Origin of the sequence: Streptomyces sp. V4I23 (assembly GCF_030817975.1) — a bacterium.
GTDB lineage: Bacteria > Actinomycetota > Actinomycetes > Streptomycetales > Streptomycetaceae > Streptomyces.
This window is the reverse complement of the sequence record NZ_JAUSZW010000004.1, coordinates 7141655-7167789: the sequence shown is the minus strand read 5'-3', so window position 1 is coordinate 7167789 and position 26135 is coordinate 7141655. Positions and strand designations below refer to the sequence as shown.

The 26135-nt window shown below is 73.3% G+C and carries 19 protein-coding genes and 1 pseudogene; 9 read left to right on the top strand and 11 right to left on the bottom strand.

Annotated elements, in window-relative coordinates; translation table 11 throughout:
* Nucleotides 1–90: 90 nt before the first annotated feature.
* Genes QFZ82_RS34970 through QFZ82_RS34960 form a run of 3 tightly spaced genes read left to right on the top strand, consistent with a single transcriptional unit; the run spans nucleotide 91 to nucleotide 3781 of the window.
* Complete coding sequence (locus QFZ82_RS34970) at nucleotides 91–666, top strand: (2Fe-2S)-binding protein (RefSeq protein ID WP_307716944.1); 576 nt, start codon at nucleotides 91–93, stop codon at nucleotides 664–666.
* A complete protein-coding gene (locus QFZ82_RS34965) occupies nucleotides 663–1658 on the top strand; it encodes a xanthine dehydrogenase family protein subunit M (RefSeq protein ID WP_307716943.1) in 996 nt (331 codons plus the stop codon). The genes QFZ82_RS34970 and QFZ82_RS34965 overlap by 4 nt, the downstream gene beginning before the upstream one ends.
* Nucleotides 1655–3781, top strand: coding sequence for a xanthine dehydrogenase family protein molybdopterin-binding subunit (locus QFZ82_RS34960; protein ID WP_307716942.1), 2127 nt, complete (start codon nucleotides 1655–1657; stop codon nucleotides 3779–3781). Before QFZ82_RS34965 ends, QFZ82_RS34960 begins: the two co-directional genes overlap by 4 nt.
* Here QFZ82_RS34960 and QFZ82_RS34955 read toward each other — a convergent pair.
* On the bottom strand, nucleotides 3717–4547 hold the full coding sequence (locus tag QFZ82_RS34955; protein WP_307716941.1) for a uracil-DNA glycosylase: 831 nt from the start codon (nucleotides 4545–4547) through the stop codon (nucleotides 3717–3719). The two genes, QFZ82_RS34960 and QFZ82_RS34955, sit on opposite strands and share 65 nt — an antisense overlap.
* Nucleotides 4544–7120 (bottom strand): SpoIIE family protein phosphatase, encoded by a 2577-nt coding sequence (locus QFZ82_RS34950; RefSeq protein ID WP_373429365.1) that lies wholly within the window; start codon nucleotides 7118–7120, stop codon nucleotides 4544–4546. The genes QFZ82_RS34955 and QFZ82_RS34950 overlap by 4 nt, the downstream gene beginning before the upstream one ends.
* A gap of 108 nt (nucleotides 7121–7228) precedes the next feature.
* Here QFZ82_RS34950 and QFZ82_RS34945 point away from each other — a divergent pair, with 108 nt between their 5' ends.
* Both QFZ82_RS34945 and QFZ82_RS34940 read left to right on the top strand, forming a co-directional pair.
* Nucleotides 7229–8152: a MurR/RpiR family transcriptional regulator gene (locus tag QFZ82_RS34945; protein ID WP_307716940.1), complete on the top strand. Its 924-nt coding sequence runs from the start codon at nucleotides 7229–7231 to the stop codon at nucleotides 8150–8152.
* Nucleotides 8153–8483: 331 nt separating this feature from the next.
* Complete coding sequence (locus QFZ82_RS34940; protein WP_307717934.1) at nucleotides 8484–8894, top strand: hypothetical protein; 411 nt, start codon at nucleotides 8484–8486, stop codon at nucleotides 8892–8894.
* A gap of 112 nt (nucleotides 8895–9006) precedes the next feature.
* Here QFZ82_RS34940 and QFZ82_RS34935 read toward each other — a convergent pair whose 3' ends face one another.
* From QFZ82_RS34935 to zwf, 6 genes are all read right to left on the bottom strand, one after another.
* Entirely contained in the window at nucleotides 9007–11910 is a 2904-nt protein-coding gene (locus QFZ82_RS34935) for an NHLP bacteriocin export ABC transporter permease/ATPase subunit (protein WP_373429364.1), read from the bottom strand.
* Between the two features lies 1 nt (nucleotide 11911).
* A complete protein-coding gene (locus QFZ82_RS34930) occupies nucleotides 11912–14200 on the bottom strand; it encodes an NHLP family bacteriocin export ABC transporter peptidase/permease/ATPase subunit (protein ID WP_307716939.1) in 2289 nt (762 codons plus the stop codon).
* Nucleotides 14197–15003 (bottom strand): HlyD family efflux transporter periplasmic adaptor subunit, encoded by an 807-nt coding sequence (locus tag QFZ82_RS34925; RefSeq protein ID WP_307716938.1) that lies wholly within the window; start codon nucleotides 15001–15003, stop codon nucleotides 14197–14199. The genes QFZ82_RS34930 and QFZ82_RS34925 overlap by 4 nt, the downstream gene beginning before the upstream one ends.
* A gap of 151 nt (nucleotides 15004–15154) precedes the next feature.
* Complete coding sequence (locus QFZ82_RS34920) at nucleotides 15155–15373, bottom strand: type A2 lantipeptide (protein WP_307716937.1); 219 nt, start codon at nucleotides 15371–15373, stop codon at nucleotides 15155–15157.
* 586 nt (nucleotides 15374–15959) lie between these two features.
* Nucleotides 15960–16904, bottom strand: coding sequence for a glucose-6-phosphate dehydrogenase assembly protein OpcA (gene opcA, locus QFZ82_RS34915; RefSeq protein WP_307716936.1), 945 nt, complete (start codon nucleotides 16902–16904; stop codon nucleotides 15960–15962).
* Nucleotides 16901–18436, bottom strand: a complete 1536-nt coding sequence (zwf, locus tag QFZ82_RS34910; RefSeq protein WP_307716935.1) for a glucose-6-phosphate dehydrogenase — start codon at nucleotides 18434–18436, stop codon at nucleotides 16901–16903. The genes opcA and zwf overlap by 4 nt, the downstream gene beginning before the upstream one ends.
* Nucleotides 18437–18659: 223 nt before the next feature.
* Between zwf and QFZ82_RS34905 the strand changes: the two are divergent.
* Nucleotides 18660–19918: pseudogene (locus tag QFZ82_RS34905) on the top strand (Tm-1-like ATP-binding domain-containing protein).
* Between the two features lie 31 nt (nucleotides 19919–19949).
* On the opposite strand, the gene QFZ82_RS34900 reads toward QFZ82_RS34905, so the two are convergent.
* Both QFZ82_RS34900 and QFZ82_RS34895 read right to left on the bottom strand, forming a co-directional pair.
* Nucleotides 19950–20417, bottom strand: coding sequence for a MarR family winged helix-turn-helix transcriptional regulator (locus QFZ82_RS34900; protein WP_307716934.1), 468 nt, complete (start codon nucleotides 20415–20417; stop codon nucleotides 19950–19952).
* Between the two features lie 40 nt (nucleotides 20418–20457).
* Complete coding sequence (locus QFZ82_RS34895) at nucleotides 20458–22878, bottom strand: SpoIIE family protein phosphatase (RefSeq protein WP_307716933.1); 2421 nt, start codon at nucleotides 22876–22878, stop codon at nucleotides 20458–20460.
* Between the two features lie 397 nt (nucleotides 22879–23275).
* On the opposite strand from QFZ82_RS34895, the gene QFZ82_RS34890 reads away from it, so the two are divergent.
* The 3 genes from QFZ82_RS34890 (at nucleotide 23276) to QFZ82_RS34880 (ending at nucleotide 25099) form a co-directional block, all read left to right on the top strand.
* Complete coding sequence (locus tag QFZ82_RS34890) at nucleotides 23276–23662, top strand: VOC family protein (RefSeq protein ID WP_307716932.1); 387 nt, start codon at nucleotides 23276–23278, stop codon at nucleotides 23660–23662.
* Between the two features lie 277 nt (nucleotides 23663–23939).
* Entirely contained in the window at nucleotides 23940–24599 is a 660-nt protein-coding gene (locus tag QFZ82_RS34885; RefSeq protein WP_307716931.1) for a hypothetical protein, read from the top strand.
* A gap of 284 nt (nucleotides 24600–24883) precedes the next feature.
* Nucleotides 24884–25099 carry a hypothetical protein gene (locus QFZ82_RS34880; protein ID WP_307716930.1) on the top strand — a complete coding sequence of 72 codons (216 nt, stop codon included), beginning with the start codon at nucleotides 24884–24886 and terminating at the stop codon, nucleotides 25097–25099.
* 43 nt (nucleotides 25100–25142) lie between these two features.
* On the opposite strand, the gene QFZ82_RS34875 is transcribed toward QFZ82_RS34880, so the two are convergent.
* Nucleotides 25143–26087 (bottom strand): hypothetical protein, encoded by a 945-nt coding sequence (locus QFZ82_RS34875; RefSeq protein WP_307716929.1) that lies wholly within the window; start codon nucleotides 26085–26087, stop codon nucleotides 25143–25145.
* Nucleotides 26088–26135: the final 48 nt, after the last annotated feature.

Below are 26135 nucleotides of genomic sequence, written 5' to 3'. Positions count from 1 at the left end.
CGAGCGCGACGACGCGTTCCGCCACAGGCTGGAAGAGCCGCCGCCGGGCGGCCCGCGGTGCGGCGGACGTGACACGGAAAGGTGCCAGGCGTGGATCCGAGCAGGCCACAGGGGAGCGTGGGGGCGGCCGGTGCGGCGGACACCCACAGCTCCGTCCTCACCCTCCATGTCAACGGCGTCGCGTACACGATCGCCCTCGACCACCGCACGACGCTGCTGGACGCGTTGCGCGAGCGGTTGGACGTGACCGGGCCGAAGAAGGGCTGCGACCACGGTCAGTGCGGGGCGTGCACGGTGCTGGTGGACGACCGGAGGATGCTCCCGTGTCTGCTGCCCGCCGTGGCGTACGACGGGTCGCGGATCACCACGGCCGAGGGGCTGGCCGACGGTGAGCGGCTGCATCCGCTCCAGGAGGCGTTCGTGGCGCGCGACGCCCTGCAGTGCGGGTACTGCACGCCGGGCCAGATCTGCTCCGCGGTCGGCATGCTGGCCGAGGCCGCGGACGGTCATCCGTCCCATGTCACGGCCCGTGACCACGCAGGCGGCGCCGTCCCGCTCACGCGCGAGGAGATCCGCGAGCGGATGAGCGGCAATCTGTGCCGCTGCGGCGCGTACACCAACATCGTGGCCGCCGTCGAGGACGTCGTCGGGGAGGCGAAGCCGTGAAGCCGTTCGCGTATGTCCGCGCCACGAGCCCCGAGGAAGCCGTCGAGGCGTACGCCGCCCGTCCCGGCGCCCAGTACCTCGCCGGCGGCACCAACCTCGTCGACCTGATGAAGCTCGGCGTCACGGCCCCCGACGTGCTGGTCGACGTCCGGCGGCTGCCGCTGGACACGGTCGACGACACGCCAGGCGGGGGCCTGCTGATCGGCGCGACCGTCCGCAACAGCGATCTCGCCGCCCACCGCGCGGTGCGCTCCCGCTACCCCGCCCTGTCGCAGGCCCTGCTCGCCGGTGCGTCGGGCCAACTGCGCAACGCGGCGACGACCGGCGGCAATCTGCTGCAGCGCACCCGGTGCACGTACTTCCAGGACGTGTCCAAGCCCTGCAACAAGCGGGTGCCGGGGACGGGGTGCCCGGCACGGGAGGGGGTGCACCGGGATCTGGCCATCATCGGGCACTCGGAGCACTGTGTCGCCACGAACCCCTCCGACATGGCCGTCGCCCTCGCCGCGTTCGACGCCTCGGTCCGGCTGCGCGGTACGGGCGGCGAACGCGCCGTCCCCGTCACGGACTTCCACCGGCTGCCCGGCGACCGGCCCGACCGGGACACCGTGATCGAGGACGGCGAGCTGATCACCGGGGTGGAGCTGCCGTCCCCGCCGGCGGGTGCCCGCTCCGTGTACCGCAAAGTGCGCGACCGGGCCTCGTACGCCTTCGCGCTGGTCTCCGTGGCGGCGGTCCTCGCCGTCGAGGACGGCCGGATCCGCCATGCGGCGCTCGTCTTCGGCGGGCTCGCGCACCGGCCGTGGCGGGCCTGGACGGCCGAGGAACGGCTGCTGGGCGCGCAGGCCACCGCGGCGGCGTTCGAGCATGCGGTGGAGGCGGAGCTCGACGCGGCCGAGCCGCTGCGCGACAACGCGTTCAAGGTGCGGCTCGCCGGCGACGTCGCGATCGACGTGCTGTCAGGTCTCGTGCCGTCACAGGAGGCGTCATGAAGCTGTCCGCCCGCGCCCTCGGTGCGGACACCGTCCGCCGGGAGGCCCGCGACAAGGTCACCGGGCGGGCGCGCTACGCGGCCGAGGCCCGTCCGGCAGGGCGGGCGCACGCGTGGCCCGTGGCCGCCGGTGTGCCCCGCGGCCGCGTCACGGCGGTCGACGCCGGCGCCGTACTCGCGCTGCCCGGCGTCCTCGCCGTCCTGACCCACGAGAACGCGCCGCGGCTGACGCCCTGCGACGACCCGACGCTCTCCCTCCTGCAGGACGCACGCGTCCCGCACCGCGGCTGGTACGTCGCCCTCGTCGTGGCGGACACGCTGGAGAACGCCCGCGCGGGCGCCGCCGCCGTACACGTCACGTACGCGGCCGAGGACCACGACGTACGGCTCACCCGCGACCGTCCGGACCTGTACACGCCCGATGAGGTCAACGGCGGCTATCCCGGCGCGCGTGAACGCGGCGACGCGGACGGCGCGTTCGCCGCGGCCGAGGTGCGGGTGGATGCCGCGTACACACTGACCGCGCTGCACAACCACCCCATGGAGCCGCACGCGTCGACCGCCGAGTGGCGCGACGGCAGGCTGATCGTGCACGACTCCAGCCAGGGCGCCGGCACCGTGCGGGACGTCCTGGCGAAGATGTTCGGGGTGGACCGGCACGACATCACGGTGGTCTCCGAGCACGTGGGCGGCGGTTTCGGCTCCAAGGGCACGCCACGGCCCCAGGTGGTGCTCGCCGCGATGGCCGCGCGCCACACGGGACGGCCGGTCACCCTCGCCCTCCCGAGGCGGCAGCTGGCGGCCGTCGTCGGGCACCGCGCGCCCACGCTGCAGCGGGTGCGGATCGGAGCCCGGGCCGACGGCGTGATCACCTCGCTGGACCACGACGTGGTCACGCACACCTCGCGGGTGCGGGAGTTCGTGGAGCAGGCCGCGGTGCCCGCCCGCGTGATGTACACCTCCCCCAACAGCCGTACGGTGCACCGGGTCGCCTCCCTCGACGTGCCCACCCCCTCCTGGATGCGGGCACCGGGAGAGGCGTCGGGGATGTACGCGCTGGAGTCCGCGATGGACGAGCTCGCGTCGGCGGCCGGGATCGATCCGGTGGAGCTGCGGGTGCGCAACGAGCCCGACACGGAGCCTGACAGCGGCCGGCCCTTCAGCAGCCGCGGTCTCGTCGCCTGCCTGCGCGAGGGGGCGCGCCGCTTCGGCTGGCAGGACCGCGACCCACGGCCCGGGGTGCGGCGGGAGGGCGCTCTGCTGCTGGGCACGGGCGTCGCGGCGAGCACCTATCCCGTACTGATCGGCCCCTCGCGCGCCGGTGCGCACGCGGCCGCGGACGGCACGTACCGGATCACCGTCAACGCGACCGATCTCGGCACCGGTGCCCGGACCGTGCTGGCCCAGATCGCGGCCGACGCGCTGAGTGCGCCGCTCGACGCGGTACGGATCGACATCGGCAGCAGCGACCTGCCAGCGGCGCCGCTCGCGGGCGGCTCGGCGGGCACGGCGTCGTGGGGGTGGGCGGTGCACAAAGCCGCCTCGCAGCTCGCGGAGCGGCTGGCCGGGCTGCCGGGCGGTGTGCCGGCCGAAGGCCTGACGGTCACCGCCGACACGAGGGCGGAGACGGCGGAGGAACCGCCGTACGCGCGGCACGCGTTCGGGGCCGTGTTCGCCGAGGTCCAGGCCGACACGGTGACCGGCGAGGTACGGACGCGACGGCTGCTGGGGATGTTCGCGGCCGGCCGCATCCTCAATCCCCGCACCGCGCGCTCGCAGTTCATCGGCGGCATGACGATGGGGCTGGGCATGGCGCTGACCGAGGGAAGCACCATGGACGACCGCTTCGGCGACTTCGCCGAGTGCGACCTCGCCACCTACCACGTGCCCGTCTGCGCCGACGTGCCGGAGGTCGAGGCGCACTGGATCGAGGAGCACGACTCCCATCTCAACCCCATGGGGAGCAAGGGCATCGGAGAGATCGGCATCGTCGGCACGGCGGCCGCGATCGGCAACGCGGTCCACCATGCCGTCGGCGCACGGCTGCGGGAGCCGCCCCTCACCCCGGACAAGGTCCTGGCGCATCTGCGCCGGACGCCGGTGGCGCCGGATCCAGGCCGGTGACGCGGGCCGCGCGGCGGAACACCTCGACGAGCATGGGCAGGGTGACGCGCCCGGTGAACACGTTGCGCCGGCTGGGGTGGTAGCAGCCGAAGAGGTGGAGTTCGCCGGACCCGTCCCCGGCCGGCAGCGTCGCATGGGCGCCGTGCCCGAAAAGGGGGCGCGGGCGCGGCAGCCGGTATCCGGCGGCGGCGAGGACGGGCAGCACCGCCTGCCAGCCGAAGGCGCCGAGCACGACGACTCCGCGCAGCCCGGTCAGCAGCCCGAGTTCCGCGGCGAGCCACGGACGGCAGGTGTCCCGTTCCTCCGGCGTGGGCCGGTTCTGCGGCGGCGCGCAGTGGACGGGAGCGGTGACCCGCACGCCGCGCAGGCGGAGACCGTCGCCGCGATGGGTGGAGGTGGGCTGCGAGGCGAGTCCGGCCGCGTGCAGCGCGGCGAACAGGACGTCACCGGAGTCGTCCCCGGTGAACATCCGGCCGGTGCGATTGCCGCCGTGGGCGGCCGGGGCGAGGCCGACGACGGCGAGGACCGCGTCGTCGGGCCCGAACCCGGGGACGGGCCGCCCCCAGTACTCCCACTCCCGGAACGCGGCCCTCCGCTCCGCGGCGACGCCCTCCCGCCAGGCGACGAGACGCGGACAGGCCCGGCACCGGGCGACCTGCGCGTCCAGCTCCCCGAGGCCGGAGCAGTGCGGCGCGGTACGGGCGGGAAAGTCCGGGTCACCGGCGTCGTCGTCGCCCCGCACGGACCGCTCGTGCCGGGGAGTCACCGGGCGCCCCGGTGCGGCCGCGGGGACGTGTCCGACGGCTCGGACCAGCGGGCGGCGAGGAGCAGGGCGATGTCGTCGGGACGGTCGGCGTTCCGTCGCGCCTCGTTGATCAGGCGGTCCGCCGTCTCGGCGAGCGGGGACGAGCCCACATCCGACAGGGTCTGGCGCAGGCTTTCGACGCCCTGGTCGATGTCGGTTCCGGGCTGCTCGACGAGACCGTCGGTGAACAGGGCGAGGACGGCGCCGGGCGCGAGCCGCAGGCCGGTGGCCGGGTACGCGGCGTCCGCGGCGACGCCGAGGACCACGCCGCCGGGCAGGTCGAGGACGTCGGTGCGGCCGTCGGGGTGGCGCAGCAGGGGCTGGAGGTGGCCGGCCCGGACGGCCTGGGCGCTGCCGGTGGCCGGGTCGAGGACGATGTAGCAGCAGCTGGCGAACTGGCCGGGGTCGAGGTCGATGAGCAGCCGGTTGGTGCCGCTCATCACTTCCTCGGGGCTGTGGCCGCTGACGGCCAGGGCCCGCACGGCGCTGCGGAGCTGGCCCATCGTGGCGGCGGCCGAGACACCGTGCCCCTGGACGTCGCCGATGACGATGGCGAGTCCCTGGCCCGTCTCGACGACGTCGTACCAGTCGCCGCCGACCTCCATGCCCTGGGTGCCGGGGAGGTAGCGGCCGACGGTGTCGACATGGTCGACCACGGGCAGTCGGCGAGGCAGCAGCGCGTCCTGGAGCCCGCGGGCGAGCGCGGCCTCGGAGTCGTAGCGCCGGGCGCGCTGGAGGGCCTGGGCGATGAGTCCGGCGAGGGCGGTGAGGACCGTTCGCTCCTCCGGGCCGAAGCCCCGGGGCTGGTCGAAACCGAGGATGCAGGTGCCCACCGGCCGGCCGGAGGCGATCAGCGGCAGGAAGGCGCGGGCGCCGACGTGGGCGTCGAGGGGGATGCCCGGATAGGCGGCGGCCAGGTGCTGCATGGATTCGAAGAACAGGGGGCGGCCCGAGGTCAGCGTCTCGACACCGGGGAGCTTGGCGTCGAGGCCGACGCCTTCGAACCGGCTGAGGAAGCCGCGGGGGAAACCGGTCTCCCAGGCGAGATGGAGGTGACGGTTGCTCAGCAGGTAGATGGCGAGCTGCCGGCCGCCGAAGGCCGGCAGCAGTTCCTCGGTGACGACGGCGGACACCTGACGGGCCGTGACCGCCTCGGTGAGCGCGATGGCGAGCGCGACCGGACGGTAGAGGGCGACGGCCCGGTCGGCCGGCGAGCCGAGTCCGGTGCCGGGGGCGACGACGGATTCCGGTGCGTAGGCGGGGTGTTCGCCGGGGCTGAGGGTCGCGGTCAGCCCGTCGGCCCCGGGGAAGAGGGAGACCGACAGCCAGTCCCCGCCCCGGTTCACGGCGAAGTGCACCGGATCGCTGGACAGCAGGGCTGCCCGGTAGTGGTCCTCGTAGGCGGCCTGCGCGAACCAGGGCACCGCCTCCCACAGCACGCGGCCGACGAGTTCGGTGCGCGGCAGGCCGAGCAGGGTCTCGGCCCGGTGGTTGAGGTAGGTGATGCGGCCGAGGCGGTCGACGTTGCAGACACCGTGCGGGAGCCTGTCCGCGGCCTCGGCGACGACGGGTCCGGCGCCCAGGTCGATGAGGTAGCCGGTCAGGTGCGTGCCCGGCGGGCCGTCCCGCGGGCGTCCGCGCCGGCCGGTGATCTCCAGCAGATGCGGTCGTCCGTCGGATCCCTGCAGCCGCATCCGGCGGTTCACCGGCCGGTCGGACACGGCCGCCTGCCGGGCCAGGGCCCACAGTCCGTACGCGTCCTCCGGCTCGATCCGCGCGGCCAGCGCATCGACGGTGACCGGCAGTCGGTCGGGTGTGGTGCCGAGAATGGCGCACCAGCCCTCGTCGCCCGTGACCGTACCGGCCTCCAGGTCCCAGTCGAACGAGCCGATCCGTACCGGCGGCGCGGTGACGGAGGGCAGGGTGACCGCCATCGGCTCGTCGTCCCACTCGATACGCCGTCCGTCCGCCGACATGGCGGCGAGCGTGCCGGCGAGGTTGGCGCCGACCTCGCGGAGGCGGCGGCGGTCGCCCTCGTCGACCGGGAGGCCGGGTGTGGCGGGCCGGAGCACCGCGACCACCCCGAACGTCTCCCGCTCGTGGGTGACCGGCACGTACAGCGAGGCGAAAGGGAAGGGCAGGCCGGCCATGAGCTGGGGGTAGCAGCGCATGGCCTCCTCCGCGTCGTAGAGGTAGACGGGCCGGCCCGAACGGTAGACGTCGGAGTGCGGGAAGGGCCGGTTCACATGCATCCGGCTCCAGTGCTGGAACAGTTTCGCGGGCAGTCCGGCGAGCACGGCGAGACGCAGCAGTTCGGGTGTGCCGGAGCGCATGTAGAGACCGCCGGCGAAGCCGCCGACGGCCTCGATGGCGCTCACCTCCGCCTGGGCCAGCACCATGGGCAGCTCCCCCGGCGCCGGGCCGACCCCGGCCGCCGCCACGGGTTCCGCTCCGGCCCGGGCGGACGGGTGGCGCCTGCCCGCACCCTTCCCGGTCACCTTGCCAGGATGCTCCCCGGCGGCCGTGCTCCGCATCTTCGGGACCGTCGCGCGGGCGGCGCCTGCGGCCGATTGCGAGGCGGCCCTGGGGTCTGGGCGGTTGAGCTAGATTTGAGCCCGATCCGGACGACAAGGAGGCACACGGTGCCATCAGGGCAGCAGGCACGTGCGCAGGCGGCGGCGATCACCCCGGGCCGGCAGTCGCCGGTGCCCGAGGCCGCGCCCGCGGACAGGGTCCGGGCCCTGTTCGGAAGCCACCGGCTGTCGCCGGGACAGCGCCGTATCGCCCAGTACATGATCGACCATCTGACCGAGGCCGCGTTCCTGTCGATCACGGACCTCGCCGAGCGGGTGGGCGTCAGCCAGCCTTCGGTGACCCGGTTCGCGACCTCCCTCGGCTACACCGGCTTCCCGGCACTGCGGGAGGCGCTGCAGCCGATCGCGCTGAGCGCCGTGGCGGGCGCCCAGGAGACGCGCGAGCAGATCCGCCACAACGAGCTCCAGGCGGCCGTCGACGCGGAGATCGCGAACCTGGAGAGCCTGCGCCGGGTGTTCGCCGACACCGACCGGGTCCTGGACGTGGGCCGGGAGCTGGCCCGCTCGATGCCGCTGACGGTGCTGGGCCTGCGGATCTCGGTGTCGCTCGCCGAGTACTTCGCGTACGCGGCACGCCGTATCCACCCCGACGTGCGGCTGGTGACCCGTGGCGGCAGCGTCGCCTACGACGCGCTGCTCCAGTCGCGCGAGGCGGGCGGGACGTGGGTGCTGGCGTACGCGATGCCGCGGCACGCCAACGAGACGCTCGCGGCGCTGCGGGCCGCGCGCAGCACGGGACTGCGCGTGGCGCTGATCACGGATCTGACGCTCGGGCCGCTCGTGGACGAGGCCGATGTGTCGCTGACGGCGGGGACCGGCTCACGGCTCGTCTTCGACTCGTACTCGGCGCCTGGCGTCCTGTCGGCCGCCGTGCTGCAGGCGATGGCGGACGCGGACCCGGAGCGCACGCAGTCCCGTCTCGAGGGGTACGAGCAGGTCGCCGAGCAGCACGACTTCTTCCTCGAGGACTGACGGTCAGGGGTGGACGACTTTCCCGTGTGACCTGTGTGTTTCCGGGATATTTTCACGTCCGGGGTTGCATGAAATTTTTCATACTCTTGCTTACTCGACGGTATATATATTTACTGCTCGTGGCAGCCGGGTCCTCGGCACCACGAGCACGCCCCTGCCCCACGACCGAACATCCAGAGACCGGTGCTCCCTCCTCGCATCGGACTCCGGTGTTCAATCCGGGCATCCGCCGTACCGCGGGTGCCCCTGGCGGTCCCGGTCAACCCCTGGGCCGGGACCGCCACAAGCCTCTCGATCAGAGCCCGTCGGCATGACCCCGGAAGCGACGACGATGTCCCAGACCCTCACCACGCTCGGACCGGACTGGCCCTGCCAGGTCAGCGCCCCCGGAACGCGCGACTGGGAGCGTACGGCCGCCCGGTGGCTCCGCGACCTGCTGCCGGCCCGCTACGCGGGATACTCGCCGCTCACCCGCCATCCCGTCCTGCTCGCGCGCCACGCCCAGCTCCAGTTGCAGCACGAGGTGCGCACCGTGCGCGTGGCGCTCCAGACCGCCCGTGCCGAGCTGCCGACCCTGGGCCTCGCGGAATCGGTCATCGAGAACAGCATCCGGATGTACGCGGTCGAGCTGGACCAGCTGAACCGGCTGGCGCGCGGCGTCCGGCTCATCACCGACGCGCTGCTCGCCGAGGGCACGCCCCCCGCGCCGCGCAGGCGCACCCCCGCGCAGCGCGTGTCGTAACCGCGGCGGGACCCCCGGGCCGAGGACGCGTCGTACCGCCGCGGGCCGGTCGGGACCGGGGTCCGCGCCGTGCCCGGCCGGTCCCGGTCGGGCGCCCGCGCTTCCCCGGCCGTCAGGCCATCTGCCGTCGCACCAGCTCGTACAGCCGCCCGTTCGGGTCCGCGAGCAGATCCGCGGGGCGGCCCTCCTCCACGATCCGGCCGTCGGACATGACGAGAACCCGGTCGGCGTCCATGACCGTGGTGAGCCGGTGGGCGATCACCACGCGCGTGGCGCTCAGCTTGCGGGTGCTGTCCATCACCGTCCGCTGGGTCTCGTTGTCCAGCGCGCTGGTCGCCTCGTCGAAGAAGAGGATGCGCGGGCGGCGCACCAGCGCCTGCGCGATCATCAGCCGCTGGCGCTGCCCGCCGGAGATCGCGCCACCGTTGGAGATCATGGTGTGCAGCCCCATGGGCATCCGCTTGATGTCCTCGGCGAGTCCGGCCATCTCGGCAGCCGCCCAGACCTCCTCCTGGGAGAAGCTCTCGGCGCCCGAGATGCAGTCCAGGATCGAGCCGGTCAGCGGCTGGGCGTTCTGCAGGACGACGCCGCACTGGCGGCGCACCGCGGCGCGGTCCAGGGCGGAGAGGTCCTGGCCGTCGTAGAGCACCGACCCGGCGGCCGGCCGGTCGAAGCCGATCAGCAGCCTCAGCAGTGTGGACTTCCCGCAGCCGCTGGGGCCGACGACGGCGACGAACTCCCCCGGCCGCACCTGGAGCGACACGTCGTCGAGGACCGCGGGGCCGTCGTCGGTGTAGCGGAACGACAGCTTGCGCGCCTCGATCTCGCCGGACAGGACGCCCGGCTGGGCGCTCGCTCCCCGCACCTCCGGCGTCTCGTCGAGGATCGGGCGCACCTGCTCGAACATGGGCAGCACCGCGACCGCCGAGACCAGTACGCCGGTCAGCTGGGTGACCGAGGTCAGCAGCATCGTCACGGCGGCGTTGAAGGTGAGGAAGTCACCGGCCGACATGCTGCCGCGGGCCGGGCCGGCCAGCAGCATGAACATGATGAGCGAGCACAGCGGCAGGTAGACCGCGTCCATCACGGTGGTGAGGTTCCTGATCCGGCCGACGCGCTGCTGGAGTTCGCGGGAGCGGGCGAACTCCCGTGCCCACGCCGCGTACGCGAAGCTCTCGGCCGCGGCCACGCGGAGTTTGGGCAGCCCGCGCAGCGTCTGGAACGCCTGGTTGTTGAGCTTGTTGCCCAGCTCCACCAGCCGCCGCTGCCAGCGCACCTGCCACAGCCCCGTCCCGAGGAAGAAGAGACCGATCACCAGCAGCATGCCGATGGCCGCGAGGGCGAGCGGCACGCTGTACCACAGCAGCAGGGCCACGTTCATCGCGCCGACGGTGCCCGACTGCAACGCGACCGGACCGATTCCGGACAGGACACGGCGGATCGAGCTGATGCCCATCGCCGCGCTCGCCAGCTCGCCGGTGGAGCGTTCGGTGAAGAAGCGGGTCGGCAGCCTCAGCAGCCTGTCCCACACGGCGGGCTGGAGGGCGCTCTCGATCCGGCCCTCCATCCGCAGGATGGTGAGGTTCTGGAGGAGCATGAACGCCGCCGACACGATGCCGGCGGTCATCACCGCGAGCGCCATCTGCACGATCAGGCCGGTCTCGGCCCTCGGCACGTACGCGCCGAGCACCTTTCCGGTGGCCACCGGCACCAGGGCGCCGACGCCGACGGTGACGAGACCGGCGAGCAGCAGGTTGCGCACGTCCATGCGGGTGCCGCGCAGGCTGAAGCTCGCCAGGCGCCTGAGGCTCGCGGGACGTTCGGGCAGCGGCCGGTAGAACATGACCGCGCGCGGCTCGAAGTCGTCCGCGTTGTCCTTTGCGATGCGGGTGCGCGAGCCGGTGAGCGGGTTGACGGCCTCGTAGCGTCCCCGTCGCCACAGCAGGGCGACGGGTGCGCCGGACGCCGCGCGGTGCCCCACCAGCGGGCCGCTGTCCGTGCGCCACCAGCTGCCGGTGAGGCGTACGGGCCGGGTGCGGACGCGGGAGGCGATCGCGACGCGCTCGACGGGGCTGACGCGTTCCTCGTCGGCGGCGGTTCTCGGGGGCTCGGTGAGGGTGATCCCGGCGGCCTCGGCGACCCTGCGGCACACGGCGAACACGGCGTCGTCGCTGTCCGCCCCGGCCGTGCGGCGCGCGCCGCCGCGCTTGCCGATGGAGGCGATCAGCGCCTCGTCGGCCCGTGCGCGGACGTCCTCGCCCGCCTTGATCCCGGCCGCCGCGCGGTCCTCGTGGGCGCGCTCCAGCTGTTCGATCCACTGGTCGACGGCGGACAGCAGCCGGTACTGCTGGTTGACCATCCGCTGCCACATCGCGCCCTCGACGAGCAGATCGGCCGCCGCCTCCGCACTGTAGGAGGCGCCGTAGCGGACGCTGCCCGGGTCGACGGGCATCCACAGGATGTCCTCGTCGGTCATGCCCGCGTCTGCGGGGCGGCCGTCGAGGGGCGCCTCGAACAGGACGCCGAGGCTGCGCCCCACGCCCAGGGCGAAGGCGTGCTCCAACGGGCTCCAGGCTCCGTGGCCGTACGGGTCCTGGGCGTACGGGTCCTGGGCGGCGTACGGGTCGGGCACGTGGATGCCCTGGGTCGCGTACGGGTCCTGCCCGTAGGGGTCCTGGTACAGCTCGCGCAGGGCGATGCGGCGCAGCACGCACTCCTGCGAGGGGCGCCCGACGAGTGTGTGGCGCGGGCCCTCCACCGGACCGAGCAGCAGCGTGCCGGGTTCGAGCCGGCCGAGGAAGTGCCAGTGGCCCTGCTCGGCGGCGTCCACGGCGAACAGGTCGAGGAAGCCGCCGAGCACCAGCCACAGCACCTGCGGACCTTCGAGGTGGAGGCTGCGCAGGCCGGTGCAGTCGACGGGCGCGCCGAGGCCCCCGAAGGCCTGGATCACCGCGTCGGTCGTCTCCGGCGTCCCCGCGGCCGCGGTGTGGCCTGCGTCCGGGTGTGCGGATGACACGTCAGTGCTCCTTGACCAGCTCGGCGTACGCGCCCTGGGCGGCGACGAGTTCCTCGTGTCGGCCCCGTTCGACGACCGTGCCGTGGTCGAGCACCACGATCTCGTCGCTGTCGCGCACGGTGCTCAGCCGGTGAGCGATCACCACGCACGCGCAGCCGCGCCGGCGGATGTTGTCGATGATGACGCGCTCGGTCTCGGCGTCGAGGGCGCTGGTCACCTCGTCCAGCACGAGGATGCTCGGGCGGCGCACCAGGGCGCGGGCGATCTCCAGGCGCTGGCGCTGCCCGCCGGAGAAGTTGCGGCCGTCCTGTTCGACGCGGCTGTGGATGCCGTCCGGCCTGCGCCGGACGACGTCGAGGACGGCGGCGTCCTCCAGCGCGGCGAGGACTGCCTCGTCGGTGATGGAGGGGTCCCACAGGGCGACGTTGTCCCGCACGGTGCCCTCGAACAGGAAGATGTCCTGGTCGACGAAGGCGACGGAGGCGGCGACGGCGCTGCGGGAGATGTCCTCCAGTCGTTCGCCGTCGATGCGGATCGTCCCCTCCCACGGGGTGTACAGGCCCGAGATGAGGCGCGAGACCGTGGACTTGCCGCTGCCCGAGCCGCCGACGAGGGCGACCTGCCGGCCGGGTCCGACAGCGAGGGAGAAGCCGCTGAGCAGCGGTGCGTCGAGCGGGCTGTAGCCGAAGGTGATGTCCTCCAGCGTGACATGGCCCTTGAGTCTGCGGGTGCTCGGGTCGGGCTCGTCGCGCGAGTACAGCGGGTCGACGGGGAAGTTCTCGACGTCCTTGAGCCGGGCGACGTCCGCGGCGAAGTCCTGGATGCGCCCGGCCACGCCGTTGAGGCGCGTGATGGGGGCGGTGAAGCGGGCGACGAGCGCCTGGAACGCGACGAGCAGGCCGATGGTGATGTGGCCCTCGACGGCCCGCAGGCCGCCGATCCACAGGATCAGGGCGCTGTTGAGGGTGGCCAGGGTGGGCGCGACGACGGAGAGCACGGCGCTCGGCACCCCGAGGCGCTGCTGCACCTCCAGCGTGGTGGCGTGCTGACCGGCCCAGCGGCGGAAGTAGCCGTCCTCGCCGCCGGTCGCCTTCATGGTCTCGATCAGCTGGAGACCGGTGTAGGAGGTGTTGGTGAGCCGTGCGCTGTCGGCGCGCAGCTTCTGCGTGTGGGTGGCCCGCAGCCGGACGACGATCCGCATGGCCACCACGTTGAGGAGTGCGATGAGCACGCCGACGACCGTCAGCTGGGGGTCGTACGTCCACAGCAGCACCGCGTACAGCACGACCACGACGCCGTCGACGGCGGCGGCCGCGAGGTCACGGGCCAGGGTCTCGGCCACCGCGTCGTTGGACTGCAGCCGTTGGACCAGGTCTGCCGGACTGCGCTGGGCGAAGAAGGTGACCGGCAGCCGCAGCAGATGTCTGAGGAAGCGGGCGCTGCCCAGGGTGGACGAGATGATGCGCCCGCGCAGCAGGTTGGCCTGTTGCAGGCCGGTCAGTACGGCGGTGAGCGCCACGAGGGTCGCCAGCGAGGCGAACAGGGGGCCCAGCAGCGAGGTCTGCCCGCCGATCAGGAACATGTCGATGTACGTGCGGCTCAGCGCGGGCACCGCCGCGCCGACGGCGACCAGCAGGAGGCTGGCGAGCAGCGCGGCCAGCAGGGTGCCGGTGGTGCCGCGCAGCCGGGCGGGCACGGCCTTCATGATCCCGGGCCGGCGGCCGCCCTTGGTGAACGTGCGGTCGGGCTCGAAGACCAGGGCGACGCCGGTGAAGCTCGTGTCAAAGTCCTCCACGGACACGAAACGACGCCCTTTGTCGGGGTCGTTGATGTGTACGCCGCGGCGTCCGAGGCGGCGGCCCGTGCCGTCGTAGACGACGTAGTGGTTGAACTCCCAGAAGAGGATGGCCGGCGGCTGCACCTCGGCGAGGGCGGTGGCCTCCATCTGCATGCCCTTGGCCGTGAGTCCGTAGCTGCGGGCGGCCTTGAGGATGTTGCTGGCGCGTGAGCCGTCGCGGGAGACGCCGCAGGCGATGCGGAGTTCTTCGAGCGGCACATGACGTCCGTAGTGCGCGAGCACCATGGCGAGCGCGGCGGCACCGCACTCGACGGCTTCCATCTGCAGGACGGTCGGCGTGCGGACGGGCTTGGGTTTCTGCTGCCGGCGGGGCGGCGGGGCGGCGCGGCGCGCGCCGCGGCGGCCGCTGGGGGCCGGCTCCGGGCGGTGTCTGCGGCGGCCCGCGGGCGGGAGCTGCCGCTGGGCGGGGACGGTGTCTCGGTGTGCGGTCACGGCAGCAGCCAATCGATCGGATGCTGGGCGGCCAGGTGGACGGAGCCGCCGGCGAGGGTCATGGACTCGAGGGCGTAGGGAGGGCCCTGCGAGGAGGACCAGTCGTAGCCGGATTCGGTGCCGGGGGACTTCTTCAGCTCGACGAGCACCGACACGGGCTGGCCGTCCTTGGAGAACTGCTCGCCCAGCTGGCTGCTGCCGAGGAAGGCGGTGATGCGCTGGCGGGTCTCGGCGGTGCGGCCCACGGCCTTGACCCGGCCGCGCAGCACACCGTACTTCTGCGACGCGACGGACTGGACGGTGAGGTCGACGCGGGCACCGACGGGCACGGACGCGCCGTTCTCCGCGGGGACGTACAGCACGGCCATCAGCGGGTCGCCGGGCCTCTCGACGCGTTCCACGGCGGCGACGTCGCTGCCGGTGGTGACGACGGAGCCGATCGCGGCGACGAGGGTGGTGAGCCGTCCGGCCGCGATGGTGCGTACGACGGCGGTGCCCTGAGCGGTGCGGACCTTGAGCAGGGGTGCGTCGGCCCCGACGCGTTCGCCCTCCTTGGCCAGCACCTCGGTGATCTGTCCCGAGACCGGGCTCTGGAGGACGTAACTGCCCTGGCCGTGGGTGAGGATGCCGGGCGCGGAGACGGTGGAGGTCACGGTCCCTGCGACGGCCCAGACGGCGGCGGCGACCATGACGGCGAGGGTGACGGCCAGGACGAGGAGGCCCTGCGGGCGGGCGAAGCGCACCGGAAGGTCGATCTCCTCCGGTGACTGCAGCTTGGAAAGGGCCTGTTGGCGGAACTGCACGACACTCTTCCCTCAACTGCCTGAACGGTACGGGTCCCCGGATTCGCCGGGGGGCGGAAACTGCGCACGGCCGTGCGCCCCGGATCCTGGATCGGTCCGGGGCACACGGCTCGGCACGGCCGGCAGAGCGGGCCGGCGGGCCGCGGAGGTCTTACAGACCGGCGACGAGGCCGTTGACCGGGCCGGTGATCGCGGCGGAGTTGATGCCGGTGGCACCCTCGACGACGCCGGTGACGGTGGCAACGGTGCCGGAGACCGGGACGATGGTGTCAAGAGCGGCGGTGGCGTTGCTCACCGTGGCGCTGTGCAGACCGCCGGCCACGTTGTCCAGCTCGCTGTCGGAGATCTCCTGGGTGGGGACGAAGTTCATAAGAAGCTTCCCTTCGGATGGATATTTCGAAATGACAGCGCCCGGTCGCACGGAATGAGCGTGTTGCCGGCCGCCCAGCGGGGTGGGGAGATTCCCGGATCCGGGAACCCAATGAATCCCGCGGTGCGAAGGATCAAAGCACGTAAGCGTGTTGAGCGGCCAATCGCGGAGACGGCGGGAACCCGGGATCGCGCCGCGAGAGGTCGTCGTATTACCGCAGCGTGCACGCCCCTACATGAATTGGTGCCATCTTCTTCACATGATCACCCCGCGGGGCCCCGATGCATGCGCGCCACACTCCGACGACGAAGGGGACATTCCCCCACAGAGCCAGATAATCGCTGGTCAGAGCAGGGATGACCATGAGGAGACGGTGTGGCGCCTGCGCATTCACTGTGCAGATTCGCGGCAGGTGAAGGTGGCTTGACGGGGCGTCACAAGGCGTTCACGACCCGAGGGGTGCGGCGTGTACGCCGCACCCCTCGGGTCGTGAATTGTGTCACCGGGCAATTACGGACAGTAAAGGCCAGTTTACCTTGTCGGATATGCCGGACGGGGCGCCCGGTGCATGGAAAAGCGAAGGAAATCAGCCTCCCGTGGCCGCCTCGGCCGCAGGTGAGGTGATCCGGGCGTGAAGTGCGGCAGCGTACGCTTCGTCGGGATCGAGCCTGCGCAGTTCCTCCGCGATCAGCTCGGCCGTGGTGCGCACTTTGAGGGCCAGCACGCGGTTCGGCTGGCCGGGGATGGAGAGCCGCGCCACGGGACCTTCCGGACGGTCGATGTGGATCTCGCCGTCGGCTGTGCGCAGGCGTACGGCCGTGACGACCGGACCGGCGGTGACGACCTGTTCGACGGGCACGCCGAGGCGGTCGGCGAACCAGCGGGCGAGCAGTTCGGCACTGGGGTTCTCCGCCTCGCTCTCCACGACGGCCGAGACGACCTCCGCCCGCGCCTGGTCGAGCGCCGCCGCGAGCATGGAGCGCCACGGCGTGAGCCGTGTCCAGGCCAGGTCGGTGTCCCCCGGCTCGTAACCGGAGGCGCGGGCGGCCAGCTCCCGCAGCGGCTCCTCGACCGCGTACGCGTCGGTGATACGGCGCTGGGCGAGGGCGCCGAGGGGGTCCTTGGCCGGGACCGGCGGCGCGTCGACGGGCCACCAGACGACGACGGGCGCGTCGGGCAGCAGCAGGGGGAGGACGACGGAGTCGGCGCGCTCGGCCAGTTCGCCGTGGAGCCGCAGCAGGACCGTCTCGCCCGCGCCCGCGTCGGCGCCGACGCGGACCTCGGCGTCCAGGCGCGTGTCGCGGCGGTCGCGCAGGGAGCGCGAGACGCGCTTGATGACGACGAGGGTGCGCGAGGGGTGCTCGCGCGAGGCGTCGCCGGCGGCCTTGAGCGCGTCGTAGGCGTTCTCCTCGTCGGTGACGATGACGAGGGTGAGCACCATGCCGACGGCGGGGGTGCCGATGGCCCGGCGCCCCTGCACCAACGCCTTGTTGATCTTGCTGGCCGTGGTGTCCGTGAGGTCGATCTTCATGGCCTGCGCCAGCTCCGTCCGTCTCGTGCGAGCATCTCGTCCGCTTCCCTCGGCCCCCAGGTGCCCGCGGGGTACTGGGCCGGGGAGCCGTTCGTGTCCCAGAACCGCTCGATCGGGTCGAGGATCTTCCAGGACTCCTCGACCTCCTCCACACGCGGGAAGAGGTTGGCGTCGCCGAGCAGGACGTCGAGGATCAGGCGCTCGTACGCCTCGGGGCTGGACTCGGTGAACGACTCGCCGTACGCGAAGTCCATCGTCACATCGCGCAGTTCCATCGAGGTGCCGGGCACCTTCGAGCCGAACCGCATGGTCACGCCCTCGTCCGGCTGGACGCGGATGACCAGGGCGTTCTGGCCCAGTTCCTCCGTGGCCGTGGAGTCGAACGGGGAGTGCGGGGCGCGCTGGAAGACGACCGCGATCTCGGTGACGCGGCGCCCCAGCCGCTTGCCGGTGCGCAGGTAGAACGGGACGCCCGCCCAGCGGCGGTTGTCGATCTCCAGTCTGATCGCGGCGTACGTGTCGGTCTTCGACGCGGGGTCGATGCCCTCCTCCTGGAGGTAGCCGACGGCCTTCGCCCCGCCCTGCCAGCCGGCCGTGTACTGGGCGCGCACGGTGTGCCGGCCCAGGTCGTCGGGCACCTTGACGGCCTTGAAGACCTTCAGCTTCTCGGTGACCAGGGAAGCGGCGTCGAAGGAGACGGGCTCCTCCATCGCGGTCAGCGCGAGCAGCTGGAGCAGGTGGTTCTGGATCACGTCACGGGCGGCGCCGATGCCGTCGTAGTAGCCGGCGCGGCCGCCGATGCCGATGTCCTCGGCCATCGTGATCTGCACGTGGTCGACGAAGGACCGGTTCCAGACGGGCTCGAAGAGGGTGTTGGCGAACCGCAGTGCCAGGATGTTCTGGACGGTCTCCTTGCCCAGGTAGTGGTCGATCCGGAAGACCTCGTCCGGGGCGAACACCTCGTGCACGATGGTGTTGAGCTCGCGTGCGCTGACGAGGTCGTGACCGAAGGGCTTCTCGATGACGGCGCGCCGCCAGGAGCCTTGGGGCGCATCGGAGAGCCCGTGGTCCTTGAGCTGCTGGACGACCTTGGGAAAGAACTTCGGCGGCACCGACAGGTAGAAGGCGAAGTTGCCGCCCGTGCCCTGCGCCTTGTCCAGGTCCTCGACCGTCGCCCTCAGCCGCTCGAAGGCGGCGTCGTCGTCGAAGTCTCCCTGGACGAACCGCATTCCTTCGGCCAGCTGCTGCCACACCTCCTCGCGGAACGGTGTGCGCGCGTGATCCATGACGGCGTCGTGGACCTCCTGCGCGAAGTCCTGGTCGGCCCAGTCCCGCCGGGCGAAGCCGATGAGCGAGAAGCCCGGCGGCAGCAGCCCCCGGTTGGCGAGGTCGTAGACGGCGGGCATCAGCTTCTTGCGGGACAGGTCCCCGGTGACGCCGAAGATCACGAGTCCGGAGGGCCCGGCGATACGGGGCAGCCGCCGGTCGAGCGGGTCCCGCAGCGGATTCGCCCAGCCGCTGTTCTCTGACATGGGGGTCAGGCCTCCTTGAGCGAACGGCTTCGAGTGCGTCCGTTCCGAGGATCGCATCTCACCCGATCTTGTGCGGCTACATCAGCGCAGCGACGCGTCGATCCATTCCCGTGCGGTCCGAACGGCGGCACACGCGGTGCGCCGTCCGCACCGAGCCACCGACCCCGCCCGCCCGCGACGGCGCTCTTGTGCCCGGGCCCGGTTGTACCGAACAGTACGTCCCATGGCGACAGTTGTGCTGGTGGGGACCCTGGACACCAAGGGTGAGGAGTACGGCTGGCTGCGCGAGCGGCTGCTCGGCGGCGGGGTCGACGTGGTGGTGGTCGACACGGGAGTGATCGGTAAGCCGCACTTCACCGCGGACGTCCCCCGCGAGGAGGTGGCGCGCGCCGCCGGGACGGACCTGGCCGAACTCCGCGCGCAGGGGGACCGGGGCACGGCGGTGACGGCGATGGCCCGCGGGGCGGCCGAAGCCGTCGCGCGGCTGTACGGGGAGGGCCGGCTGCACTGCCTCCTGGCGATGGGCGGCAGCGGCGGCACCTCCATCGCGACCCGTGCGATGCGCGGGCTCCCGCTGGGCGTTCCGAAGTTGATGGTCTCCTCGATGGCGGCGGGCGACGTGTCGCCGTACGTGGGGTCCACGGACATCACGATGATGCACAGCGTCGTCGACATCGCCGGGATCAACTCCGTCTCCGCCCCGGTCCTCGCGAACGCGGCCGACGCGGCGGCGGGCATGGCGAAGGGCTTCGCGGCCGGGCGCCGGGCGCTGCGCCCCGCCGATCTGGCCGCGGGCGAGCGGCCGCTGGTGGCGACGAGCATGGCCGGCGTGACGACGGCCGGCGTCGACGCGGCCCGGGCCCGGCTGACCGAGCTGGGCTACGAGGTCCTGGTGTTCCACGTCAGCGGGCCTGGTGGGCGGACCCTGGAGTCGCTGGCCGGGCAGGGGCTGTTCGCCGGCGTGCTCGACCTGACGCTGAGCGAGGTCGCGGACGACCTGGCCGGCGGCATCCTGTCGGCGGGACCGGACCGGCTCACCGCCGCGGGGCGCAACGGTGTGCCGCAGGTGGTGAGCCTGGGGGCGTTGGACATGCTGAAGTTCGGCCCGCCGGACACGCTCCCGGCCGCGATGCGGGGCCGTCAGGTCCTGGTCCACAACCCGTCGATCACGGTGGTGCGCACGACGGCGGAGGAGTGCGCCGAACTGGGCCGGCGGATCGCCGCGAAGCTGCGTGCGGCCACGGGCCCGGCCGAGGTGTGCCTACCGTTGCGCGGCCTGTCGACGCTGGGCGTCCCGGGCGGCCCGTACCACGACCCGGCGGCGGACGCGGCCCTGTTCGACGCGCTGCGGGAGAGGGACTGCGGGGCAGTGCGGTCACGGTGACCGACATCGACGCGGACATCAACGACGCGTTCTTCGGCCGGGCGACGGCCGAACGCCTGCACCGGATGATCACCGCTCGCGCGGCCGCCCCTGCCTGACACCGGCCGCGTGGGACTCGGTGCGTCGGCGCTACGGTCCGCCGGGCGGGTCGAGCGGGGCGTCGAGCAGGGCGGTGAGGTCGCGGACGAAGGCGGCCGTGCGGTCGCTGTCCGGGCCGCCGAGCGGGACGAGGAGCTTGCCGATCAGGTCCTGGACGATCACGACGGCGCGGCCGGTGACGTCCCGTCCGCGTTCGGTGAGCGAGAGGCGTACGGCGCGGCTGTCGGCGGCGTCCCGGACCCGCTCGATCAGCCCGTCGGCCCCCAGGGCGCGGGCGAGCTTGGACACGTAGAGCGCTTCGAGGCCGGTGTGGTCGGCGAGTTCGCGCTGGCTGGGGCGTACGCCGGACCGGTCGAGCCCGTGCAGGGTCGCCATCAGCGAGTACTGGGCGTGGGTCAGGCCCACCGGCGCCAGCGCCCGGTCGACGGCGACGCGCCACTTCATCGACAGCCGCCACACCAGGAAGCCGGGCGTCGGACCCGTGGATGCCTTGCTCATGCCGGGCACTGTACATGGCTACTATCAGCGTCCCGCCCGCTCACGGGCGCAGGTGCGGCGGCAGCAGCTGCTCCGTCCACAGCGTCTTGCCGGACGCGGTGTACCTGCTCCCCCACCGGTGCGTGAGCTGGGCGATCAGGAAGAGTCCGCGGCCGCCCTCGTCGGTGAGGCGCGCCCGGCGCAGATGCGGCTGGGTCTGGCTGGGGTCGGACACCTCGCACACCAGCCGCTGGTCCCTGATGAGCCGGACACCGACCGGCCCGCCCGCGTACCGGATGGCGTTGGTGAGCAGCTCGCTGACGATCAGTTCGGTGGTGAACACGAGGTCGTCGAGCCCCCAGCCGGTCAGCCGGCGGGCGACCTCGGCCCGCGCGTCCGCCACGATCTTCACGTCCGCCGGGAACTCCCAGGTGGCGACCGCTTCTTCGGGCGTGACGGCCACTCTGGCCAGCAGCAGCGCGGCGTCGTGGTCCGGAGGCTCGGCCAGGAACGGTACGAGCATCTCCCGGCCGATCTCGGGCACCGGCCGGGTCCCGCCGCCGACGGCCTCCTCGCCCAGATACGTGGTCACACGGCCCGCGCCCCCCGCCTCGGCGGACAGCGATCCGGCGGTGAACGCCAGCAGGTCGCCCGGCCGGAGCTCCACCTCCACCGGTTCGAAGGGCGCGCCCTCCCTGCCCAGAGCGGGGCCGGCCGGCAGCCCGACCGGCGTGGCGCCTCCGGCGGCCCGGGCCAGCACGGGCGGCGCGTGACCGGCGCTGGCCATCCTGCACCGTGCGCTGACCGGGTCGTAGACGGCGTACACACAGCTCGCCCCGCGGACCGTGCCCTCGGCGCCGCCCGGCTGTTCGTCCTCCGCGAGCCGCACCACGAGATCGTCGAGGTGGGTCAGCAGCTCGTCCGGCGGCGGGTCGAGATCGCTGAGCGTGCGCACGGCGGTCCGCAGACTGCCCATCGCGGCGGCCGCGTTGAGACCGTGCCCGCGCACATGGCCGGCGACGAAGGCGACCCGCGACGACGAGAGCGTGATCACGTCGAACCAGCTGCCGCCGGTGCCCGCGAGCGTCCTGCCGGGCACGTAGATCCCCGCCGTCTCCGCCGCGGTCACCTTCAGCAGAGGGCGCGGCAGCAGACTGCGCTGCAGGGTCTCCGCGGTGCGCCGTTCACGGGTGTACCGCCGGGCGTTGTCGACGGCGAGCGCGGCCCGGGAGCCGATGTCCTCCGCGACGGCGGCGTCCTGCGCGTCGAACGGGGCCCGGTCGCCGCTCCGCCACACCGAGACCGCTCCGAGGACGTGCCCGCGGGCCTGCAGCGGCACCACCATGTACGAGGCGGCGCGGTCGGTGAGCACGAGACGCACCCGGTCGGGGTCGTCGGCGATCCTGGGCCGCAGCTCGTCCAGGTCGGCGACGATGACGGCCGACCCGAGCCGGAGCCGGTCGCTCTCGTAGCCCCGTACGCGGATGACGGAGCCGGGCGGGTACAGCTCGTCGGGCCACCCGCCGTCGGCCGCGACGGCCGAGACCCGGCGCAGCGGCGCCCCCGTCGCGAAGGCGCCCGGTTCGTCGCCCACCAGCACGGCCTCCGTGAGGTCCACGGCGGCCAGGTCGGCGAACGCCGGGACCAGCAGGTCGGCCAGCACCTGCGCGTTGCGCGAGACCTCCAGGGACCGGCCGAGTGCGGAGGCCGCCGTGCCGACGAGTGCCGCGCGCCTGCGGGAGCGTTCGTGCTCGGTCACGTCGGTGAACGTCACGGCGACACCGCGTACGGCTCCCTTGGCGCCCGACAGCCGGAGCGCGGACAGCGAGATGACCCGCTCGCGTTCGGGGGCCCTGGCGAGCCGTGCCGGGGTGACGAAGTCGATGAGCGGCTCGCCCGTCGTGGCGACACGGCGAAGCCGGGCCTCGACGACCGCCGCGTCCTCGGGGACCAGCAGCTCCCCGATCCGCAGCCCGAGCGCACCGCCGGAGGGGTCGCGCCGCGCCGCCCCGGGGCGCACGTCCCCGGGCAGCGGATTGATGCGCGTCAGGCGCAGCTCCGGGTCGTGGATGGCGAGCCCGATGCCCGTCTGCGAGAACAGCGCGCCGACGAGGGCCTCATTCTCCTCCCGCCGGTCGACGTGTTCCGCGGCCGTGATCCGCAGCAGGAACCGCGCGGGCAGCGTGCCGTCGATCGGCAGCAGATCCAGCTGCACGGGCACCGGACCGCCGGACCCGCGCAGCGATGCGCGCATCGAGCGGGGACGGTCGTCGGGCGCGAGGCCCCGCAGCCGTGGCCAGTCGCCGGGTTCGGCGAAGAGCGCGCCGACGTCGCGTCCGCTGATCCCGGCGGCGGGGGCTCCGAGCAGTTCGGCGGCGGCTGCGGTGCAGGCGAGCACCGTACCGGCGTCGTCGAGCACGAGGAGTGCGCCGTCCTCCGGGCGGTCCGGACCGCTGCCGGGAACATGGCCGCTGGTGCTCACTCGTCGATCACTCCCAGGAGGCGCTCCCGTGATCCGTCGGTCCCTGCCCGGCGCCGGTCCGCGCCCGGCATCGGCCGGTGTCCCGTCCCGCCGGCGACCGGCGACGGCTGTGCGCTCGGCCCCCGCGCCTCTCATTGAACTCCACCGGGCCCGCTGCCGCTCGGCGAACCGGTGAACGGGCCGGCACCGACCGGGCCCTCGGGGCGGCCCCGCGCCGCGTCACGTGAGGCCAACTCGCCTCGGCGGAGCGCCACATGGGGTGCCGCGCGCGGCAGAAAAGCGGCGTGACAGGGGCCCGGGAGCCGATTTACGCTCATGTGTACGGCATCGCGTGCCGGTCACCGACCGGGTGAGGCATGGAGGTGCCCGTGAGTTTGCCCGACGGAGGCAATCCACAGTGTCAGTAGAGTTCAACCACACCATCGTGTTCGCCAAGGACAACCGCGAGTCGGCCGCGTTCCTCGCCCATGTCCTCGGGCTCGAAGTCGGGCAGGAGTGGGGCCCGTTCATCCCGCTCGCCCTCAGCAACGGCGTCACCCTCGACTTCGCGACGCTCGGTGACGAAGTCCCCCTCCAGCACTACGCGTTCCTGGTCTCGGAGGACGAGTTCGACGGGATCTTCCGGCGCATCGAGGAAGCGGGCGTCATGTACTTCGCCGATCCGCACGGCAAGCGGCCGGGTGAGATCAACCGCAACGACGGCGGGCGGGGCATGTACTTCCACGATCCGGCAGGGCACGGCATGGAGGTCATCACCCGGCCGTACGGGAGCGGCGGGAGCTGAGCCCGCGGGCCGGCGGCCCGCACGGATCGCGTAGTGCTCCGACAGGGGCGGGGACCGTGTCCCCGCCCCTGTACGCCCTCCCGCTGCCGAGGATCCGGGACCCGTTCGCCCCGACGGCCCATCGGGGGCCGACCCCCGATGGCGCAGTGCGGGGAACTGCGCACTAGATGTAACAAGTGCGCGCCCCTCATGAGGACGCGCCCGCTCATGAGCACAAGGCAGCCCGAGACAGACACGGTGGACGCCTACCGGTTGTTCCACGAACGGAGCCCGCGCCATGCCCCCCGACGCCTTCACCCCGGATCCGGCCGACCGCATGAACCAGCCCGCCGGGCCCGCGCCGGCGGCGCGGGCCGCGCGGAGCCCGGACGAACGCGACGAGGGCGGGAAGGTCCCCCCGGCCGTCCTCGCCGTGCAGGCCGAGCGGCCGAAACGGTCGAAGCGGCCGCGGGAGCGGAAGGAGTCGCCGGAGCCCTCGACGTGGCCGACGGCGGCGCTGGACAGCGCGCTCGCGGCAGGGCCGAGCAGTCACACCGTCTCCCCCGCGCTGCGTTCTGCGCTGCGCTGGCCCGCGGCGGTCCTGCTGTTCGCCTGCGGCCTCCTCCATCTGCCGACCGACCTCGCGGGACTGCGGTCGGGCGGCTACGCGGAGATGCTGTCCGTGGCCGTCATGGTGCTCTGCCTGGTGTGCGCCGTATGGCTCGCCGTGCGGGACACAGTGGTCGTCTCGGCCGCGGCGGCGGGACTGGCCGTGGGCGTCGTCGCGCTCCACGCTCTGGCGAGTGCGGGCGCGGTCGACCTGCTGCACAGCAGCCTCGGCGAGTCGTTCACCTCGGCGAGGGCGGCGGCCATGCTCAGCGCGGTGGCAGCGGCGCTCGTGACCGGCTCGGCGCTGGTGCGCCGCACACGGGCGGCGGGTGCGGCGCACAGCACCTGACCGCCCTGGACCGGAGGGTCCGGTTCGCCCGGCAGCCTCGCTGCCGGTGCGAACGCGTGCCCCGACGTCGGGAGAGTGGCCGCCACGGGGGCCGACTCGGCCTCGGCGATCAATGCGTCGAAGGTCCGCGGCATACCGCGCATGATCGGCGTCCCGGCGGGTACTGCGCACTGCTTCCGGCTGCGGCGCGCCCACCAGATACGGCAGGGTGTTTCGTGTGGGTTTGCCGCCTACGGGTATGGGCCGGGCAGAGAACGAAGGCACGTTAAGGAGGTGCGCTCTCCATGGAGCGTGGCAGCAACCGCGTGAGCCCGCGCAAGGACGACGAGATGAAGCACGAGGTGCAGGACTACCTGCGGTCCCGGCAGCAGCACACACGCATCGAGCTGGCGAACGACCCGGAGCCGGGTGCGGACGACGCCGAGCCCGGCGGGTCCGAGGGCGCCGGCGGGTCCGAAGGCGCCGGCGGCCCCGGCTCCCGGCGTATGCGCGAGCGCTGAGGCGGACGGCGAGTCGGCGGGGGGCGGGCCCGGGCGGCCGGGCTCACTCCCTGCCCGACGTCGGACGCCCCACGTTCTGTGACGCCTGGCGGGCCCGGTGGCGCGCCGACGAAGCCGCGAGGTCCGCGGCACGGGCTCGGTCGCGTGCCCGGCGGGCCTCCTTCTCGGCGGCACGCAGGTCCGACCTGGCCTCTTTCAGCTCCTCGGTCAGCGCGTCGACCCGTTCGGCGGCCTCGTCGGCCCGCGCGTCGACCCGTTCGGCGGCCTCGTCGGCCCGCGCGTGCTCCGCCTCGCGGTCGCGCGCCTCCTCCTCGGCTGATGCGGCCGCCCGGCGGGCCTGCTCCCGCTCCTTGCGGCGGGCCTGCTCCTGCTCCGCCCGGCGGGCCTCGTCCCGCTCCGCGCGCCGCTCTCGTCCACGCTGCCCCGCCGCGCGTTCCGAGCCCTCGGCCTGTGGCCTCCCGCCCGGCCTCGGCGCGGCGGCGCGATCCGCCACGACGCCGGGGTCCGCCACCGCAGCCGTGAACCCCACGGGCGGGGTCAGCGGCCGGTCCAGGCGGCCCGCCGCCCACTCCTCGGCCGCCGCCGGGTCGGCGAGCACGGCGTGCAGGGTCCCCTCGATCTCCCGCAGGGCGGTCTCCCCCACCTGCTGACCCTCCGCCGCGGCCAGGTCGCATGCCTCGCGGGCGAGTGCGGCGACCAGGAGATGCTGCTGCCGGCTCAGCTCGCGCAGCTGCTCGCCGTCGAGGCCGCGGTGGGCACTGCGCAGACCTTCGCCGAGGGCCAGCAGCGGCCGGACCCGTTCCGGGTCGCGGCGCACGAGGAGGTTGCCCGCCCACGCCGAGACGGTGGGGCGCCGCAGTGCCTTGATGCGCTCCGCGAGGCCGGGGTCCCCCGCTCCGCGGGCCTCGGCCGCGCGCGCGTTGCGCGCTGCGGTGAAGTCCTGCGGGCGCAGCCCGTACAGCTCGTCGAGGATGCTTTCCAGGTCCACGGTCCTCCTTGCGGCCCGTCACCCCGCCCTCGGCGGAGAGGGCCCGTG

Excerpts from the sequence above, each read along its gene's own strand:
- QFZ82_RS34960 (WP_307716942.1), top strand. The coding sequence starts at position 1,655 with ATGAAGCTGTCCGCCCGCGCCCTCGGTGCGGACACCGTCCGCCGGGAG.
- QFZ82_RS34950 (WP_373429365.1), bottom strand. The coding sequence starts at position 7,120 with ATGCGGAGCACGGCCGCCGGGGAGCATCCTGGCAAGGTGACCGGGAAG.
- QFZ82_RS34940 (WP_307717934.1), top strand. The coding sequence starts at position 8,484 with ATGTCCCAGACCCTCACCACGCTCGGACCGGACTGGCCCTGCCAGGTC.
- QFZ82_RS34920 (WP_307716937.1), bottom strand. The coding sequence starts at position 15,373 with ATGAACTTCGTCCCCACCCAGGAGATCTCCGACAGCGAGCTGGACAAC.
- opcA (WP_307716936.1), bottom strand. The coding sequence starts at position 16,904 with ATGAAGATCGACCTCACGGACACCACGGCCAGCAAGATCAACAAGGCG.
- zwf (WP_307716935.1), bottom strand. The coding sequence starts at position 18,436 with ATGTCAGAGAACAGCGGCTGGGCGAATCCGCTGCGGGACCCGCTCGAC.
- QFZ82_RS34900 (WP_307716934.1), bottom strand. The coding sequence starts at position 20,417 with ATGAGCAAGGCATCCACGGGTCCGACGCCCGGCTTCCTGGTGTGGCGG.
- QFZ82_RS34885 (WP_307716931.1), top strand. The coding sequence starts at position 23,940 with ATGCCCCCCGACGCCTTCACCCCGGATCCGGCCGACCGCATGAACCAG.
- QFZ82_RS34880 (WP_307716930.1), top strand. The coding sequence starts at position 24,884 with ATGGAGCGTGGCAGCAACCGCGTGAGCCCGCGCAAGGACGACGAGATG.